Here is a 17,316-nt window from a genome sequence, read left to right as displayed (position 1 = left end):
GAACTGAATAGAAAGATACTGACGTATAATCTTGGGGATAAGGCCCATAAGTTTCTACCGGACGACCGTAAATTGTCCGACTACGTTTTGGGAAAGGAGACGTTCGTCGTTCTTTTCCGGAGCTAGCGAAACCCTCGGTTATACCGGGGGTTTTTTATTTGCTCCTATAAAATGTAGAAAATGGAGGGAAATACATCATGAAGAAATTTTTCCAATTTGAAAAGAATAAAACGAATTACAGGCAGGAATTCATCGCCGGACTGACGACATTCTTAGCGATGGCATACATCCTGTTCGTCAACCCTTCGACCTTAGCGCTTGATGGAATTGAGCAGTTGCCGGAAGGAGTGGACCGGATCGATAAAGGTGCTGTGTTTACAGCTACCGCCTTGTCGGCTGCTCTCGGTACGCTGATTATGGGTGTGTTCGCACGATACCCGATTGCACTTGCTCCCGGCATGGGATTGAATGCGTTCTTCGCTTACACGGTCGTTCTGGGCTTTGGTATCCCATGGGAAACGGCGCTTGCGGGTGTTCTTGCTTCCGGACTCATTTTTATCGTATTGACAGTCACCGGCCTGCGCCAGACGATCATCAACGCCATTCCACCCAACCTGAAGCTTGCGGTCGGTGCCGGGATCGGCTTGTACATCGCCTTCATCGGCTTCCAGAATGCGGGGATCGTCGAGAACAGTGACGCGACCCTCGTGCAGCTGGGGAATATCCTGGAACCTACTACGTTACTTGCGGTCTTCGGAATCTTCATTTCCGTCATTTTTCTTGCGCTCGGGTACCACGGAGGAATTTTCTACGGCATGATTCTGACATCAATCGTAGGGATGATCACGGGTCTTATCGCAGCACCGACATCGATGGGAGATGTGGTGAGCGCTGCTCCGAGCATGGCTCCTACCTTCGGAGAAGCTTTCACCCACTTGGATGATATTTTCACGATGCAGATGCTCGGAGTCATCCTGACGTTCCTATTCGTCGATTTCTTTGATACAGCTGGAACGCTCGTCGCTGTAGCTTCTCAGGCAGGATTCATGAAAGATAACAAGTTGCCGCGTGCCGGAAGAGCTCTCTTCTCCGACTCGGCAGCTACCGTTGCTGGTGCCGTGATGGGGACGTCTACGACCACGTCCTATATCGAGTCGACCGCCGGGGTAGGAGCCGGAGGACGGACAGGGTTCACCTCTGTCGTTACAGCGCTCTTCTTCCTGCTGGCGCTCTTCTTCTCTCCGCTTCTCGGTATCATCACGGCAGAGGTTACGGCTCCGGCACTGATCATCGTCGGCGTGCTCATGGCATCTTCTTTGAGAGCCATCGAATGGGATCAGTTCGAGATCGCTGTCCCTTCGTTCCTCGTCATCACGGCGATGCCGCTTACGTACAGTATCGCTACCGGAATCGCGATGGGCTTCATTTTCTATCCGATCACCATGCTTTTGAAAGGAAGAGTGAAAGAGATTCATCCGATCATGTACGGACTGTTCGTCATCTTCATTCTTTACTTCATCTTTTTGGCGTAGGTTCTTTCCGGTATACTGGAAGGAAGATGAATGAAGAAGGAGAAGATAACTGTGGCCAAAAAGAAGAAAGAAAGCAACAAGAAGCGATTTGAAGTCGGGACAGGAGAAACGATTGATGAGTGTCTCGACCGTATAAAGGCAGAAGGGTTCATGCCGGTAAGGCGGAACGAAGAACCCGTCTTCGAGGAAGTGGACGGGGAAATGAAGCCGGTGGACCGGAAAATCGTTTTTGAAGCGAAAAAGATGTAAAACACGAACATTATAAAAAATGGATGCAAATATAATTCGTATTTTGTTGACATTTGCTTTCGGGGCTTGTTATGCTTTGAATAGAAAAACGGATAACCGAACCTCATATAGAACGATGATATGGATCGTTCGTCTCTACCTGGTCGCCGTAAATGACCGGACTATGAGGGGAGACCCCGGGCGACGTATATCCTGTGGATCCTCCTCTCATGAGGGGTGGTCCACAGGATTTTTTTATAGAAGGGATGACTGGTGATGGCAAAAGTCGGAGTAATCATGGGTAGCATTTCGGACTGGTCGGTGATGGAAGAGACCTGTTCGGTACTGGAGGACCTCGGAGTCGATTATGAGAAAGAAATCATCTCCGCTCACCGTACTCCGGAAGATATGTTCGAGTATGCGGAACATGCGAGAGCAAGAGGGTTGAATATCATCGTTGCAGGAGCCGGGGGTGCCGCTCATCTTCCGGGCATGGTAGCTTCCAAAACGACGCTTCCTGTCATCGGCGTCCCTGTCGAGTCGAAAGCATTGAACGGAATGGACTCCCTCCTTTCCATCGCTCAAATGCCTGGTGGTGTACCAGTCGCGACCGTGTCGATCGGAAAAGCCGGAGCGAAGAACGCAGGGATCCTAGCAGCTGAAATCATCGGAAGTTTTGATGAGACGGTTGCCGCCTCCCTCCATGAATACAAAAATCAGTTGAAAGAAAAAGTGGAAGAGATGAGGAGGGATCTGCATGAATGTGATTAAACCGGGACAGACGATAGGCATTCTCGGAGGCGGACAGCTCGGACGTATGATGGCGACAGCCGCCAAGCATATGGGCTATCGGATCGCCGTTCTCGATCCTGCAGCTGATTGCCCCACAGCACAGGTTGCGGATGTACACATTCAAGCAGCCTACGATGATATGAAAGCGGCGGAAGAGCTAGGCTCTTATTCGGACGTCATCACTTACGAATTTGAAAACGTCGATGCAGAAGTTTCCCGTTTTTTCGAAAGTCAGGATAAATTGCCGCAAGGGTCGCTATCTCTCGCGGTGTCACAAAACCGCGAAAAGGAGAAAGGTTTTGCTGAAAAAGCGGATATTCCCGTCCCGGCATATAGAATTGTTCAAACGTATGAAGAAGTTAAGGCGGCTATAGACGACATCGGGTACCCTGCGGTAATGAAAACGATCAGCGGGGGCTACGACGGCAAAGGTCAATTCCTTCTGAGAAATGAAGCGGATCTCGCGGACACGGAAAAAGAGATGGCAGACGGGCATTACATCGTCGAGCAGTGGCTGACGATCGACAAAGAAGTATCCCAGGTGTTCACAAGAGACCAGCAAGGAAAGATCTCCTTTTTCCCGGTCGCTGAGAACGTCCACCGGGATCAGGTGCTGTTCACGACGACCATACCTGCTTCTCTCGAGGAAGATGGCAAAGCGGAAATCAGGAAGCACACCGAAGTCCTTGCGGAAGAACTCGGAGTTGTCGGCACGTTTGCTGTCGAATGGTTCGTAAGTGAGGGGCAGGTATACTTCAACGAGATGGCACCTCGCCCTCATAACTCAGGACATTACACCATCGAAGCATGTAACGTCTCCCAGTTCGAACAGCATATCAGAGCAATCGCCGGCCTTCCGCTTCTCCCGGTCCACGCTTTCCCGGCAGCGAAGATGATCAACGTGCTCGGCAGACACCGTGATGCTCTACTTCAATCTCTGGATAAAGAAGAGGTTCACCTGCATGACTACGGGAAAAAAGAAGCGCGCTCCCAAAGGAAAATGGGGCATGTTACGATAATAGGGTCATCGCTCGATGACATAGCGAAAAAAGAACCGGCCTGGATGAGGGATTGGTAAGGAGGAAAAGGAATGATTGAACGGTATACGAGAGAAGAAATGGGAAGTATCTGGGAAGAAGAGAATCGCTTCAACGCCTGGCTCGAGGTGGAGATCCTCGCCTGTGAAGCCTGGAGTGAACTCGGCGTCATCCCGAAAGAAGACGTGAAGAAAATCCGTGAGAACGCAGGATTCGACGTTTCTCGCATCCAAGAAATAGAAGCGGAAACGAGACACGACGTCGTCGCTTTCACGCGTGCGGTCTCAGAAACCCTCGGAGAAGAGAGAAAGTGGGTCCACTACGGTCTTACTTCGACAGACGTCGTAGATACGGCGCTTTCCTACGTGTTGAAGCAGGCGAACGACATCTTGCGCAAAGATATCGTGAACTTCATCGACATACTGGGAGAGAAAGCGAAAGAACATAAACACACGGTCATGATGGGACGTACGCACGGCGTGCATGCGGAACCGACGACCTTCGGCTTGAAGATGGCCCTTTACTATGAAGAAATGAAGCGTCACCTGGAGCGTTTCGACCTGGCTGTGAAGCAGATCGAAGTCGGTAAATTGTCCGGAGCTGTCGGAACGTATGCCAACATCGATCCATACGTCGAAGAGTACGTCTGCGAGAAGCTCGGACTCGAAGCAGCCCCGGTATCCACACAGACATTGCAGAGAGACCGTCATGCGAACTACGTATCGACACTGGCTCTCATCGCCGCTTCCATCGAGAAAATCTCCGTGGAAATCCGAGGCCTTCAGAAGACGGAAACACGCGAAGTCGAAGAGTATTTCGCCAAAGGTCAGAAAGGATCTTCCGCTATGCCACACAAACGGAATCCGATCGGATCGGAGAACATGACTGGGATGGCGCGCGTATTGCGTGGCGATATGGTGACCGCTCATGAAAACGTGGCTCTATGGCACGAGAGGGATATTTCCCATTCGTCTGCGGAGCGGATCATTCTTCCGGATGTGACGATCGGTCTCAACTACATGCTCAACCGTTTCAGCAATATCGTGAAGAATCTGACGGTGTTCCCGGAGCGGATGAAGGAGAACATGGAGAAGACATATGGCCTGATTTTCTCCCAGCGTGTATTGCTTACGCTGATCGATGAAGGGATGGTCCGCGAAGAAGCGTATGACCTCGTGCAGCCGAAAGCGATGGATGCCTGGGAGCGCGGCGTACCGTTCAGAGATCTGATCGAAGCGGATGAACGGATCACTTCCGTGCTATCAGCGGAACAACTCGAAGCATGTTTCGACTACACGCACCATCTGAAAAACGTCGACCGTATTTTTGAACGTATCGGCCTTTCTTAAGAAGGGACGGGCATTCGGAGAACCCGGGTGCCTTTCCTTCCATTACTTATAAACAGGGGTGAGAGGATGAACGAACTATTGTACGAAGGAAAAGCGAAGCGGGTGTTCCGCACCGATGACCCGGAGAAGCTTTTGCTTGAATATAAAGATGACGCGACGGCTTTCAACGGGAAGAAGAAGGAGTCGTTCAGAGGCAAAGGAGAACTGAACAACCGGATTTCTTCCGAGGTGTTCCGGAAACTCGAAGAAAAAGGGGTCCCCTCTCATTTTCTAGAGAGACTCAGCGATACGGAACAACTTGTGAGGAAGACCGAAATCATACCGCTCGAGGTGGTCGTCCGTAACCTTGCGACCGGAAGTCTGGTACGAAGAATAGGAATTGAGGAAAAGACGCCTCTCACTCCACCACTGATTGAACTGTTTTATAAAAACGATGAGCTCGATGACCCGTTGATCAATGATCGTCACGCACTGATGCTTTCGGACTTAACATATGAAGAACTGATGAAGATCAAGGAGAAAGCCCTTGAAGTGAACGACGTATTGATTGAAATTTTCGAAGATTGCGACTTGGATCTGGTCGATTTCAAGCTTGAGTTCGGACGGAACACTGAGGGAAGCATTCTTCTTTCGGATGAAGTATCCCCGGATACGTGCAGACTATGGGACAAGCAGACCGGCGAGAAGATGGACAAAGACGTATTTCGTGAAGGTACAGGTGAACTCGTGCCTGTGTACGAAAAAATTCTACAACGACTGGAGGATGCCACATGTGCAAAGTGAATATTTACATTACACTGAAAGAAGCGGTTCTTGATCCGCAGGGCAAAGCGATTTCCGATTCCCTCAAGGATCTGAAGTATGAAGGGGTAGGGGACGTGCGCGTCGGAAAGTACCTGCAGATGGAAATGGAACAGACGGATAACATGGAGGAACAGATTGAAGAGATGTGCAAGCGACTGCTTGCGAATCCGGTCATCGAAGATTATACGTACACCATTGAGGAGGTCGTCTAAGTGAAATTTGCGGTCATTGTGTTTCCCGGATCGAATTGCGATGAAGATATGTATCATGCGGCTTCCGAAGTACTCGGAGAAGAAGCGGACATGGTCTGGTTCGAAGAGGCGGACCTCAAAAAGTACGACGGAGTGCTGCTCCCGGGAGGTTTCTCTTACGGAGACTATCTACGCTCAGGCGCTATTGCATCTGTCTCCGGCGTAATCGAACAGGTGAAAGAAGCCATCAAAGACGGAAAGCCGGTTCTCGGCGTCTGCAACGGATTCCAGGTGCTTCTCGAAATGGGAGAGTTGCCGGGAGCGATGCTTCGGAACAAGAATCTTACATTCATGTGCCATGAGGAAGAACTGATCGTCAAAAATAACGGAACGATGTTCACTGCCTTTTATGACGAGAAAGAGACGATTTCCTTACCGATCGCTCACGGCGAAGGGAATTACTACTGCGACAACCAGACGCTGGAGGAACTGAAACGGAACAATCAGATCGCTTTCACTTATAAGAATAACCCTAATGGATCCACAGCGGATATTGCCGGAATCACCAACAAAGAGGGGAACGTACTCGGCATGATGCCGCACCCGGAACGGGCGGTAGAGAAACTGCTTGGAAACGACGATGGACTACGTATTTTCGAATCGATTCTGAAACACTGGAGGGAGACACATGCCGTTGGTAACTGAAATTACACCGGAGAAAATCGAAATGGATCAGCTGTATAAAGAAATGGGTGTCACAGACGGAGAGTTCCATCACATCAAGAAGCTTCTCGGCAGGAATCCGAACTACACGGAACTCGGCATCTTCTCTGTGATGTGGTCGGAACATTGCAGCTACAAACATTCGAAAACGCTGTTGAAACAGTTTCCGACGGAAGGAAAACACGTGTTGCAAGGTCCTGGTGAAGGAGCGGGAGTTGTAGATATCGGCGATGAGCAGGCGGTCGTCTTCAAAATCGAAAGTCACAACCACCCGTCTGCGGTCGAGCCTTATCAGGGAGCTGCGACTGGCGTCGGCGGGATTTTGCGTGACGTATTTTCCATGGGAGCGAAACCGATCGCTATTCTGAACTCCCTCCGCTTCGGATCGCTTCAGAATTCCCGGGTGAAGTACCTGTTCAAAGAAGTGGTGCACGGCATCTCCGGTTACGGGAACTGCGTCGGTGTCCCTACCGTCGGCGGTGAAGTCCAATTCGATGATGCGTATAACGGAAACCCTCTTGTGAATGCGATGTGTGTGGGTCTCATCAATCACAAAGACGTGCAGCAGGGAATCGCGAAAGGCGTTGGGAACACGGTCATGTATGCCGGAGCCAAAACAGGGAGAGACGGCATCCACGGCGCGACGTTCGCATCCGAAGAACTGAGTGAGGACAGCGAATCGAAGCGTCCATCCGTACAGGTCGGGGATCCGTTTATGGAGAAGCTTCTGATCGAAGCCTGTCTCGACGTCATCCACCACGATGCACTCGTCGGCATCCAGGACATGGGAGCGGCCGGTCTAACCTCTTCTGCGAGTGAAATGGCGAGCAAAGCCGGAACCGGCCTGAAGATGAATCTCGATCTGATTCCTCAACGGGAAACGGGCATGACACCGTATGAAATGATGCTATCGGAATCCCAGGAACGCATGCTTCTCGTCGTAGAGAAAGGCCGCGAGAAAGAAATCGCATCTGTTTTTGAAAGGTACGGACTTGAAGCTGTTGCGGTCGGCGAAGTGACCGATGATCAGCAATTCGTCCTCGAGCATAAAGGCGAAATCGTCGCGGATGTTCCCGTCGACGGGCTGGCGGAAGACGCGCCGGTCTATCAGCCGGATTCCCGCACGCCTGCCTACTTTGAAGAATTCCAGAACCAGACGTACACACCGGAAATCCGTAATCCGCGGAACGTTCTAAGGTCGCTGCTTCAGCAGCCGACGATCGCGAGCAAAGAGTGGGTGTACGATCAATACGATTCCATGGTGCAGACGAATACCGTCGTGAGACCAGGGTCTGATGCAGCGGTTCTCCGCATCAAAGGGACGGACAAAGCCGTTGCGATGACGACCGACGGCAACTCGAGATACATTTACCTAGATCCTCAGACGGGCGGGAAAATCGCCGTTGCAGAAGCGGCCCGTAATATCGTCTGCTCAGGAGGGGAACCGCTTGCGATTACAGACGGACTGAACTTCGGGTCGCCGGAGAACCCGGAAGTGTACTGGCAGATGGAAGGAGCGGTCAAAGGGATGAGCGCAGCCTGCACGTCTCTGGAAACGCCTGTCATCAGCGGGAACGTTTCTCTTTACAACGAAGCATTCGGAGGCCATGCGATTTACCCGACTCCAGTCGTCGGCATGGTCGGGCTTGTCCAAGAAACGGCTCATATTACCACATCTGATGTGAAACAGGAAGGAGATCTTCTTTACGTCATCGGGGAGGCGAGTCCGGAATTCGGAGGAAGTGAACTTCAGGGCATGCTCGAAGGAAAACACTTCGGACAGGCACCTGCTCTCGACCTTGAAACAGAAGAGCGCAGACAGAAAGAGCTTCTCAGTGCCATCCGCAACGGGCTTGTCTCATCGGCGCACGATATCGCAGAAGGTGGCCTCGCGGTCGCTCTGGCAGAGAGCCTGTTCAAAGAAGAGCTCGGCTGTGAAGTGGAGATCGAAGGAGACGAGGTGACAGAACTGTTTGCAGAAACGCAGTCCCGTTTTCTCGTTTCCGTGAAGCCGGAGAAGGCCGAGGAATTCGAAGCACAGATCCCGGAAGCCTCCTTTTTAGGAAAAGCGACGAACAATGAAAGATTCCACATCATAAGAAACGGCGCGTCTGTCATCGACGAACCGATACAAATGCTGAAGGCAGACTGGAAAGGAGCTATTCCATGCTTGGTGAAATCAGAGGGCTGAACGAAGAATGCGGCGTATTCGGAGTGTTCGGACATCCGGATGCAGCACAACTGACTTATTACGGACTTCATGCGCTTCAGCACCGGGGGCAGGAAGGAGCCGGCATCGTTACGACGGACGGGGAACAAGTTCATGCAGCGAAAGGACACGGGCTGATCAACGATGTATTTTCCCAGAATCAACTCGAGGAACTGACCGGTCATGCGAGTGTCGGTCACGTCCGTTACGCAACGGCAGGAGACGGCGGCTACGAAAATATCCAGCCGCTTCTCTTCCGTACGCAGACGGAAAGTATGGCGCTTGCCCATAACGGGAATCTTGTGAATGCGCAAGGGCTGAAAAGACAGCTCGAAGCACAGGGGAGTATCCTGCAGACGACGTCGGATACCGAAGTGATCGCTCACCTGATCCAACGGGCCGGGCACATGAACAAAGAAGAAGCGATCTCCCAGGCACTGACGATGATCAAGGGAGCGTACTCGCTTGCTATTCTCACTGAAAAGCGTATGTATGTAGCAATGGATCCGCGTGGCCTCCGTCCTCTATCTATCGGAAAGCTGGGAGATGCGTATATCGTCTCTTCGGAAACCTGCGCCTTCGATGTCATCGGTGCGACCCACGTCCGGGAAGTGAAACCCGGCGAATTGATCATCATCGATGACAACGGCCTTCAGGCTACACGTTTCTCTGAGCCGATCCAGCGTACGCTCTGCTCGATGGAGTACGTGTATTTCTCCCGGCCGGACAGTAACCTTGATGGAAAGAATGTTCATGCTTCCAGAAAGACGATGGGCAAAAAGCTCGCCGAAGAGTCATTCGTCGAAGCGGACGTCGTGACGGGAGTGCCGGATTCAAGCATTTCGGCAGCCATCGGGTATGCCGAAGCTTCGTCCATTCCCTATGAGCTCGGATTGATTAAGAACAGATACGTCGGACGTACTTTTATCCAGCCATCCCAGGAGTTGAGGGAGCAGGGTGTGAAGATGAAGCTGTCCGCCGTCCGCGGAATCGTCGACGGGAAACGGGTCGTTATGGTGGATGACTCCATCGTCCGCGGTACGACGAGCCGGAGGATTGTGACGATGCTGAAGGAAGCGGGAGCGACCGAAGTGCACGTACGTATCGCTTCTCCACCGATCAAGAACCCGTGCTATTACGGCATCGACACGTCGACGTCCGGAGAGCTGATCGCATCGAATAAGTCAATCGAAGAAATACGGGAACAGATCGGAGCGGATTCTCTGTCGTTCCTCAGTACAGACGGGCTGGAAGCGGCCATTCATGACGGAGAGCAATCGCTTGAGCACGGGAGCTGTCAAGCTTGCTTTACCGGTAATTACCCGACGGAAATCTTCCCATCGACGATACCCCCATATGAAAAGGAGTAGGTAGCTATGAGTGAAGCATACAAACAGGCCGGCGTCGACGTCGAAGCCGGTTATGAAGCAGTAGAACGGATGAAGAAACACGTAGCTTCCACCATGCGTCCGGAAGTGATGGGGGGACTCGGTTCTTTCGGAGGACTATTCGATATCAGCGGGATGAGTTATCAGGAACCTGTTCTCGTCACGGGCACGGACGGCGTCGGAACGAAGCTGAAGCTCGCTTTTGAAACCGGGAAGCACGACACGGTCGGCATCGATCTCGTCGCTATGTGCGTGAACGACATCGTAGCACAGGGAGCAGATCCCTTGCTATTCCTCGATTACATTGCATGTGGGAAAAACGATCCTGCCATGATCGAAGCGATCGTGAAGGGGATTTCCGAAGGATGCAAAGCCTCCGGGGCTGCCCTCGTAGGCGGGGAAACGGCAGAAATGCCTGGTATGTATCAGCCTACGGAATATGATCTCGCCGGTTTCACCGTAGGAATGGCGGATAAGCGGAAGTTGATTACCGGAGAGAACGTGCAAGAGGGGGATGTGTTGATCGGTCTTCCTTCCTCCGGCGTCCATTCGAACGGCTTTTCCCTTGTGAGAGCAGTGATGGAGAAGAAGGGACTTTCTCTCGAGGAGACGTATTCTCTGCAGGCTCCGCTCGGAGAGGTACTTATGGCTCCTACGGAGATTTATGTGAAAGACATTCAAGGCTTGAAGAAGGAATTGGACATTCATGGCATCGCTCACATCACCGGTGGCGGATTTTATGAAAATATCCCGCGGATGATGCCGCAGGGACTTGGTGCTAAAATAGACACAGCACGATTCAAGCAACCTGAAATCTTCCCGTTTCTGAAGCAGCACGGGGATTTGTCGGATGAGGATATGTACGGAACGTTCAACATGGGTATCGGTATGGTGGTCGCTGTCTCGGAGAGTGACGCAGAAAAGGCACTGGAGATCGTCGGAAAAGCGGTCAGGATCGGAGAGGTGACCGGAACGGAAGGAGTCGAGTTGATATGACGAACATCGCAGTATTCGCTTCCGGAACCGGATCGAACTTCGACGCACTGGCGGAGGCTATCGATCGGAATGAGGTAGATGCCGAAATTTCTCTTCTCGTCAGCGACAAACCTTCGTCGAAAGTGGTCGATAAAGCGAAAGAACGCGGCATCGAAGTCCTTTCATTCCATCCGGGGGATTTCAACGGCAAGGCCGGGTATGAGCAGGTGATTCTCGGGGCATGCCAGGAGCATAATATCGAATGGATTGTGCTGGCCGGATATATGAGACTCGTCGGAACTACTCTGCTTACGCCGTTTGAGGGACGGATCATCAATATCCACCCGTCACTACTGCCGGCCTTTCCAGGAAAAAATGCCGTCGGACAGGCCTTAGAAGCAGGAGTGAAAGTCACCGGCGTCACCGTTCATCTCGTCGATGAAGGCATGGACACCGGCCCGATTATCGACCAGCAGGCGATCCGTATAGAAGAGGAAGATACAGAGGAAGACGTGCAGCAACGAATCCAACAGGTAGAGCATGTCCTGTACCCCGAAGTGGTAGGGCGGCTCGTGAAAGGAGAGGCGACGAAACATGACAAAGCGGGCATTACTGAGCGTTTCTGATAAACAGGGACTGGAGTCTTTCGCAAGAGAACTCTCTAGCCTTGGGTATGAACTTGTATCCACGGGAGGAACGAAGAAAGCTATCGAAGAGGCCGGCATCGACGTCCGGTCGATTTCTGATGTGACCGAATTCCCGGAAATTATGGATGGACGTGTGAAGACGCTGCATCCTGCAGTACATAGCGGTTTGTTAGCCAAACGTGACAATGAGGATCATAGGAAACAGATGGATGAGCTTGATCTTAAGACGATCGATCTTGTCGCGGTCAATCTGTATCCGTTCAAAGAAACGATTGCGAAATCGGGAGTAACAGAAAAAGAAGCGATTGAAAATATCGATATCGGTGGTCCGACGATGCTGAGGGCGGCAGCGAAGAATTTTGAAGATGTAGCTGTCGTCGTCAATCCATCGGACTACGGCACCGTCATAGAAGGCTTGAAAGAGGGAAACCTCTCCTACGAGACACGCCGGGAGCTCGCGGCGAAAGTCTTCCGTCATACGGCTCACTACGACGCACTGATTGCGGAGTATTTCACAGGCCTTACAGGTGAAGAGAATCCGGAGACAGTGACGAAGACATATGAACACGTGCAAAGTCTGAGATACGGAGAGAACCCGCACCAGTCCGCATCTTTCTATAAAGAAGTAAAAGAAGATAAAGGCTCGCTTGCCTATGCGGAGCAACTCCATGGCAAAGAACTTTCCTACAACAACATCCAGGACGCCAACGCGGCGCTTGAAGTCGTAGCGGAATTCACGAGCCCTGCGGCGGTGGCCGTGAAGCATATGAACCCTTGTGGTGTCGGAAAAGCGGATGCGATCTCCGAAGCTTTTGAGAAAGCTTACGAAGCGGATCCTGTATCGATTTTCGGTGGCATCGTCGCTTTGAACCGGAAAGTGGACAAGGAAACGGCAGAACAGCTCAGCGGTATTTTCCTCGAAATCATCATGGCACCTGAATACGAGGAGGAAGCGTTCGACATCCTTACGAAGAAGAAAAACGTCCGCATCCTGAAAGTGGATCCGTCCCTCGAAGACGCTACGGAACAGAAGCTCGTCAGCGTCCGCGGCGGACTGCTTATCCAGGATAAGGATAAAGGCACGATCGATCAGGTGGAACTCGAGACGGCGACGGACCGAGCTCCATCCGAAGCGGAGCTTGAAGACTTGAAGCTTGCCTGGAGCGTCGTGAAGCACGTGAAATCCAATGCGATCGTCGTAGCGAAAGAAGACCGGACCCTCGGCGTAGGTGCCGGACAGATGAACCGCGTCGGCGCAGCCGGTATCGCTTTTGAACAGGCCGGAGACAAGGCGCAGGGTGCTGTAATGGCATCCGATGCGTTCTTCCCGATGCCGGACACGGTAGAGGCTGCAGCTGAAGCCGGAATCAAAGCGATCATCCAGCCCGGAGGCTCGAAGCGCGATCAGGATTCCATCGATGCGTGTAACGAACATGGCATCGCGATGGTATTTACGAAGATGCGTCACTTCAAACACTAAAGGAGGATTCTATGAACGTTCTCATTATCGGCAGCGGGGGACGGGAGCACAGCCTCGTCCAGAAATTGAACCAACACCATCATGACGTACACGTCGCACCCGGCAACGACGGGATGGAAGAAGCGGTCGTCGTGGACATACCGGAGACAGAGTTCGAACGTCTCGCCCTTTATGCGAAGGAACAGCAGATCGATTGGACCATCATCGGACCGGAGAATCCTTTATCCGGAGGCATCGTCGATGTTTTTCGGGAAAAGGGACTGAAAGTGTTCGGTCCGGACGAAGCGGCTGCGCGCATCGAAGGCAGTAAACGATTCGCCAAGCGGTTGATGAAAGAATACGAGATTCCGACTGCCGATTATGAAGCGTTCACAGATGTAGAGGAAGCTCATGCGTTCATCGATGAAAAAGGAGCGCCTATTGTCGTGAAAGCGGACGGTCTTGCTGCGGGGAAAGGCGTCGTCGTCGCCGCTACAGTGGAAGAAGCGAAGACCGCGGTTTCGGGCATGCTCGAAGGCAATCGCTTCGGCTCAGCCGGCCATGAAGTCGTGATCGAAGAGTTTCTCGACGGAAAAGAATTCTCGCTCATGGCATTTGTGGACGGGGAGCATGTCTATCCGATGATGCCGGCCCGTGATCACAAGCGCGCTTTCGACGGGGACAAAGGGCCGAACACAGGCGGCATGGGAGCCTTTGCCCCTGTCCCTGATTTGGCAGAGGAAAAAGTGCGTTTCGCTGTGGATGAGATTCTCTTTCCAGTGGCGAAAGCGATGCAGGAAGAGGGTCGACCGTTCCAGGGCATCCTATATGCCGGTCTGATTGAAACGAAGCGGGGCGTGGAGGTCATCGAATTCAACGCGCGCTTCGGCGATCCCGAGACGCAGGTCGTCCTGCCGCTCCTCAAGAATGATCTCATCCAGGTCATCGAAGATCTCACCAATGACCGGGACCCTCACCTTCAGTGGAAAGACGAAGCATGTGTCGGAGTAGTCCTTGCTTCTTCCGGCTATCCGGGTTCCTATGAAAAAGGCAACTTGCTGCCTGCTCACCGTGCTACGTCCGGCTTCTTTGCGTATGCCGGGGTGAAAAAGGTGGACGGTGCTTTTACCGGGAATGGAGGTCGCGTGCTGATGGCCGGAGCGACGGGTGCCTCCCATGAAGAAGCGAGGCGAACCGTTTACCAGGAGCTCAAGCCTTTTGCAGGGAGTACCGATTTCTTCTTCAGAACCGATATTGCAAAAGATATATGAAAAACAAGTCACCTTGAATCCTTTGGGGATTCCGGGTGGCTTGTTTTGTTTTCAGGCTCTTTGCGCGCCACTCAAGCCAGGGATTCACGCGTGAGTGTCGCTGTAATTGCATACGGCGACGTTCAGTAAGCCGGCCCTTCGGTGAGTGGGAGGCAAAGGGATTCGCGGGACACTCAGCGCAGCAGAGTCCTTCTGAACGTCGCCCAAGACATTGGAATGCCTGTCCTTCCCCGCAGGCGGGGAAGGAGTATAAGAAAGACCTGTCGTTCTGGCTTAGGGTCTTCATTGCGCCCCATTCAAGCCAGGGAGTCACGTGTGAGTGTCGCTGTAATCGCATACGGCGACGTTCAGGAAGCCGGCCCTTCGGTGAGTGGGAGGCAAAGGGATTTGCGGGACACTCAGCACAGCAGAGTCCTTCTGAACGTCGCCCAAGACATTCGAATGCCTGTCCTTCCCCGCAGGCGGGGAAGGAGTATAAGAAAGATCCTGTCGTTCTGGCTTAGGGTCTTCATTGCGCCCCATTCAAGCCAGGGAGTCACGTGTGAGTGTCGCTGTAATTGCATACGGCGACGTTCAGGAAGCCGGCCCTTCGGTGAGTGGGAGGCAAAAGGGATTTGCGGGACACTCAGCGCAGCAGAGTCCTTCTGAACGTCGCCCAAGGGTCATCAGACTACGGAAAAACTTAAACCGAAGTCCCCTCATCTTTAATTTGTTTATACGCATCGGTCATAGGACAATACTGAGTAATGCCTTCCGCAACCTTCATCGACCCGAGCAGAACGAACAGGAAGGAAGGCTCTTTCTCTTGTCGTGCAGCGTACGTAAGCATAGTGAGACCGGCAGTAATACGAGCTAGTGAATTCCAGGTACCTATATTTTTCAATGTTTCGTCACCTTTCTTTTCGTAAATGTGTAGAAGTGTGTGTTATCATGAAAAAAATAACAGGGGGCGATGGTAAATGAACGAACAACGTTTCCGCTGGAGAAATAAACAATTACGCGACCATGCGGATGTCATAGATGGAAAGATTGCACCAAGCAAAGTGCTTAAACATATAACGTATCTGAATGTCTTTCTTAAACAATGGATGACAGGGAACATTTGGATACAGGACGATCGAATCGTGTACGTGGGTCCGGAGATGCCCGAGAACCTGTATGGTACGGAAATCGTAGAAGGAAAAGGAGAATATGCTGTTCCTGGATACATTGAACCTCATGCCCATCCGTTTCAGTTATATAATCCCCAATCGTTTGCGGAGTATGCATCCTGGGGCGGAACGACCACGATTATCAACGATAATTTGATGTGGTTATTTTTAACGGAGAAAAAGAAAGCGTTTTCTTTACTTGAAGAATTCATGAAGCTTCCGGTCTCCATGTTCTGGTGGGGACGGTTCGATGCCCAGACGTCACTCCGGGATGAGAAGCAGCGAGAGCTTGAAAAGCAGTTGCCGGAATGGTTCACGCATGATGCAGTGATCCAGGGAGGAGAACTGACGGCGTGGCCGGAAGTCCTTCATGAAAAGGATGACCAGATTCTGCACTGGATGCAGGAAGTAAGGAAGGCGAGAAAGCGTGTCGAGGGTCACCTTCCAGGAGCCTCTGAGAACACGCTGACGAAGATGAAGCTGCTCGGTCTCGACGGGGATCATGAGGGAATGACAGCCGAAGAAGTCATGAAGCGGGTGGAACTCGGATATCAGACGGGTGTCCGTCATTCTTCGATCAGACCGGATCTTCCGAATATCATGAAAGGGCTCGTCGAGCAGGACTTCCAGGCTTACGACCGCCTGATGTACACGACGGATGGCTCTACGCCCGGTTTCTACAAAGACGGAGTCATCGATTCCTGTATAGAGATCGCTCTCGAAGCCGGTGTTCCGGAAATCGAAGCGTACCTGATGGCATCGAGATACCCGGCTCAACACTTCTGGATCGGAGAACGACTCGGGGCGATTGCGCCTGGTCATATCGCGCACATCAACCTGTTAGAGGATAAAAGGAAACCGACGCCTCATTCTGTGATCGCCAAAGGAGAATGGGTGAAGAAGAATTATGAAGATGTCCGTTCAGAAGTGAACATAGACTGGAACGGAGCCGGTATCAAGCCTCTTGAACTGGACTGGTCGCTTGATGCAGAGGAGCTTCAGTTCTCGATGCCGGTCGGAATGGACATGGTGAACGATGTGATCATGAAACCGTATGCCGTAGAAACGAATACGACCGTCGATCAGCTACCGGAAGAAACGAATGAAGCATTTCTTACCCTCGTGGACCGCGAAGGCACGTGGAAAGTGAACACCCTTCTCAGAGGCTTCACAACGAGCCTGGGTGCTTTGTGCAGCTCGTTTTCTTCGACGGGGGATATCATTCTTCTCGGAAAGAAGAAGGAAGATATGCTTCAGGCATTTAACCGTATGAAGGAAATAGGCGGTGGAATCGTGCTCGTACATGAAGGTGAGATCATCTTCGAGATTCCGCTTGCTCATGGAGGCATGATGTCTGAGGAGCCGCTGAATAAGTTGATGGAAAAAGAATCGGTGCTTAAGAAAAAGCTCTGTGAGCACGGGTATTGCTTCGGGGACCCCGTCTATACGCTTCTCTTCTTATCATCGACGCATCTGCCTTACGTACGGGTTACGCCACTGGGATTGATGGAAGTGAAAAATAAAGAGGTACTCTTTCCTGCAATAATGCGTTAAAATAGT

At 51.9% G+C, this 17,316-nt stretch carries 16 protein-coding genes and 2 riboswitches; of the genes, 15 read left to right on the top strand and 1 reads right to left on the bottom strand.

Annotated elements, in window-relative coordinates; translation table 11 throughout:
- The first annotated feature begins 1 nt into the window (after position 1).
- Positions 2-103: riboswitch (purine riboswitch) on the top strand.
- A gap of 94 nt (positions 104-197) precedes the next feature.
- The 14 genes from BLQ44_RS10945 (at position 198) to purD (ending at position 14,605) form a co-directional block, all read left to right on the top strand.
- A complete protein-coding gene (locus tag BLQ44_RS10945) occupies positions 198-1,532 on the top strand; it encodes an NCS2 family permease (RefSeq protein ID WP_093193939.1) in 1,335 nt (444 codons plus the stop codon).
- A 51-nt stretch (positions 1,533-1,583) separates the two neighbouring features.
- Entirely contained in the window at positions 1,584-1,781 is a 198-nt protein-coding gene (locus tag BLQ44_RS10940; RefSeq protein ID WP_245688153.1) for an NETI motif-containing protein, read from the top strand.
- 83 nt (positions 1,782-1,864) lie between these two features.
- Positions 1,865-1,965, top strand: a riboswitch (purine riboswitch).
- Positions 1,966-2,036: 71 nt separating this feature from the next.
- On the top strand, positions 2,037-2,531 hold the full coding sequence (gene purE, locus BLQ44_RS10935; protein ID WP_093193937.1) for a 5-(carboxyamino)imidazole ribonucleotide mutase: 495 nt from the start codon (positions 2,037-2,039) through the stop codon (positions 2,529-2,531).
- A complete protein-coding gene (gene purK, locus BLQ44_RS10930) occupies positions 2,518-3,630 on the top strand; it encodes a 5-(carboxyamino)imidazole ribonucleotide synthase (RefSeq protein WP_093193936.1) in 1,113 nt (370 codons plus the stop codon). The genes purE and purK overlap by 14 nt, the downstream gene beginning before the upstream one ends.
- 12 nt (positions 3,631-3,642) lie before the next feature.
- Positions 3,643-4,938 (top strand): adenylosuccinate lyase, encoded by a 1,296-nt coding sequence (gene purB, locus BLQ44_RS10925; protein WP_093193935.1) that lies wholly within the window; start codon positions 3,643-3,645, stop codon positions 4,936-4,938.
- 66 nt (positions 4,939-5,004) lie between these two features.
- Positions 5,005-5,721 carry a phosphoribosylaminoimidazolesuccinocarboxamide synthase gene (gene purC / locus BLQ44_RS10920; protein WP_093193934.1) on the top strand — a complete coding sequence of 239 codons (717 nt, stop codon included), beginning with the start codon at positions 5,005-5,007 and terminating at the stop codon, positions 5,719-5,721.
- Positions 5,709-5,954, top strand: a complete 246-nt coding sequence (purS, locus tag BLQ44_RS10915; protein ID WP_093193933.1) for a phosphoribosylformylglycinamidine synthase subunit PurS — start codon at positions 5,709-5,711, stop codon at positions 5,952-5,954. Before purC ends, purS begins: the two co-directional genes overlap by 13 nt.
- The gene (purQ, locus tag BLQ44_RS10910; protein WP_093193932.1) at positions 5,955-6,638 is read left to right on the top strand and encodes a phosphoribosylformylglycinamidine synthase subunit PurQ; all 684 of its coding nucleotides are present in this window, start codon (positions 5,955-5,957) and stop codon (positions 6,636-6,638) included.
- Positions 6,622-8,847, top strand: coding sequence for a phosphoribosylformylglycinamidine synthase subunit PurL (purL, locus tag BLQ44_RS10905; RefSeq protein WP_093193931.1), 2,226 nt, complete (start codon positions 6,622-6,624; stop codon positions 8,845-8,847). The genes purQ and purL overlap by 17 nt, the downstream gene beginning before the upstream one ends.
- A complete protein-coding gene (gene purF / locus BLQ44_RS10900) occupies positions 8,823-10,235 on the top strand; it encodes an amidophosphoribosyltransferase (RefSeq protein WP_093193930.1) in 1,413 nt (470 codons plus the stop codon). The genes purL and purF overlap by 25 nt, the downstream gene beginning before the upstream one ends.
- Before the next feature lie 6 nt (positions 10,236-10,241).
- Entirely contained in the window at positions 10,242-11,249 is a 1,008-nt protein-coding gene (purM, locus tag BLQ44_RS10895) for a phosphoribosylformylglycinamidine cyclo-ligase (protein ID WP_093193929.1), read from the top strand.
- Positions 11,246-11,854: a phosphoribosylglycinamide formyltransferase gene (purN, locus tag BLQ44_RS10890; RefSeq protein ID WP_093193928.1), complete on the top strand. Its 609-nt coding sequence runs from the start codon at positions 11,246-11,248 to the stop codon at positions 11,852-11,854. The genes purM and purN overlap by 4 nt, the downstream gene beginning before the upstream one ends.
- Complete coding sequence (gene purH, locus BLQ44_RS10885) at positions 11,823-13,355, top strand: bifunctional phosphoribosylaminoimidazolecarboxamide formyltransferase/IMP cyclohydrolase (RefSeq protein WP_093193927.1); 1,533 nt, start codon at positions 11,823-11,825, stop codon at positions 13,353-13,355. Before purN ends, purH begins: the two co-directional genes overlap by 32 nt.
- Before the next feature lie 11 nt (positions 13,356-13,366).
- Positions 13,367-14,605: a phosphoribosylamine--glycine ligase gene (purD, locus tag BLQ44_RS10880; RefSeq protein WP_093193926.1), complete on the top strand. Its 1,239-nt coding sequence runs from the start codon at positions 13,367-13,369 to the stop codon at positions 14,603-14,605.
- Positions 14,606-15,287: 682 nt separating this feature from the next.
- On the opposite strand, the gene BLQ44_RS10875 is transcribed toward purD, so the two are convergent.
- On the bottom strand, positions 15,288-15,488 hold the full coding sequence (locus BLQ44_RS10875; protein ID WP_093193925.1) for a YgaP family membrane protein: 201 nt from the start codon (positions 15,486-15,488) through the stop codon (positions 15,288-15,290).
- A 76-nt stretch (positions 15,489-15,564) separates the two neighbouring features.
- On the opposite strand from BLQ44_RS10875, the gene BLQ44_RS10870 reads away from it, so the two are divergent.
- Entirely contained in the window at positions 15,565-17,310 is a 1,746-nt protein-coding gene (locus BLQ44_RS10870; protein ID WP_093193924.1) for an adenine deaminase C-terminal domain-containing protein, read from the top strand.
- Positions 17,311-17,316 lie beyond the last annotated feature (6 nt).

Source organism: Salimicrobium halophilum (assembly GCF_900100295.1).
Taxonomy (GTDB): domain Bacteria; phylum Bacillota; class Bacilli; order Bacillales; family Halobacillaceae; genus Salimicrobium; species Salimicrobium halophilum.
The sequence above is the reverse complement of the archived record's forward strand: the minus strand, read 5'-3'. Positions and strand labels throughout refer to the sequence as shown.

Coding starts and splice junctions, on each gene's coding strand:
- BLQ44_RS10945 (WP_093193939.1), top strand. CDS start 198: ATGAAGAAATTTTTCCAATTTGAAAAGAATAAAACGAATTACAGGCAG.
- purE (WP_093193937.1), top strand. CDS start 2,037: ATGGCAAAAGTCGGAGTAATCATGGGTAGCATTTCGGACTGGTCGGTG.
- purK (WP_093193936.1), top strand. CDS start 2,518: ATGAATGTGATTAAACCGGGACAGACGATAGGCATTCTCGGAGGCGGA.
- purB (WP_093193935.1), top strand. CDS start 3,643: ATGATTGAACGGTATACGAGAGAAGAAATGGGAAGTATCTGGGAAGAA.
- purC (WP_093193934.1), top strand. CDS start 5,005: ATGAACGAACTATTGTACGAAGGAAAAGCGAAGCGGGTGTTCCGCACC.
- purS (WP_093193933.1), top strand. CDS start 5,709: ATGTGCAAAGTGAATATTTACATTACACTGAAAGAAGCGGTTCTTGAT.
- purL (WP_093193931.1), top strand. CDS start 6,622: ATGCCGTTGGTAACTGAAATTACACCGGAGAAAATCGAAATGGATCAG.
- purF (WP_093193930.1), top strand. CDS start 8,823: ATGCTTGGTGAAATCAGAGGGCTGAACGAAGAATGCGGCGTATTCGGA.
- purM (WP_093193929.1), top strand. CDS start 10,242: ATGAGTGAAGCATACAAACAGGCCGGCGTCGACGTCGAAGCCGGTTAT.
- purN (WP_093193928.1), top strand. CDS start 11,246: ATGACGAACATCGCAGTATTCGCTTCCGGAACCGGATCGAACTTCGAC.
- purH (WP_093193927.1), top strand. CDS start 11,823: ATGACAAAGCGGGCATTACTGAGCGTTTCTGATAAACAGGGACTGGAG.
- purD (WP_093193926.1), top strand. CDS start 13,367: ATGAACGTTCTCATTATCGGCAGCGGGGGACGGGAGCACAGCCTCGTC.
- BLQ44_RS10870 (WP_093193924.1), top strand. CDS start 15,565: ATGAACGAACAACGTTTCCGCTGGAGAAATAAACAATTACGCGACCAT.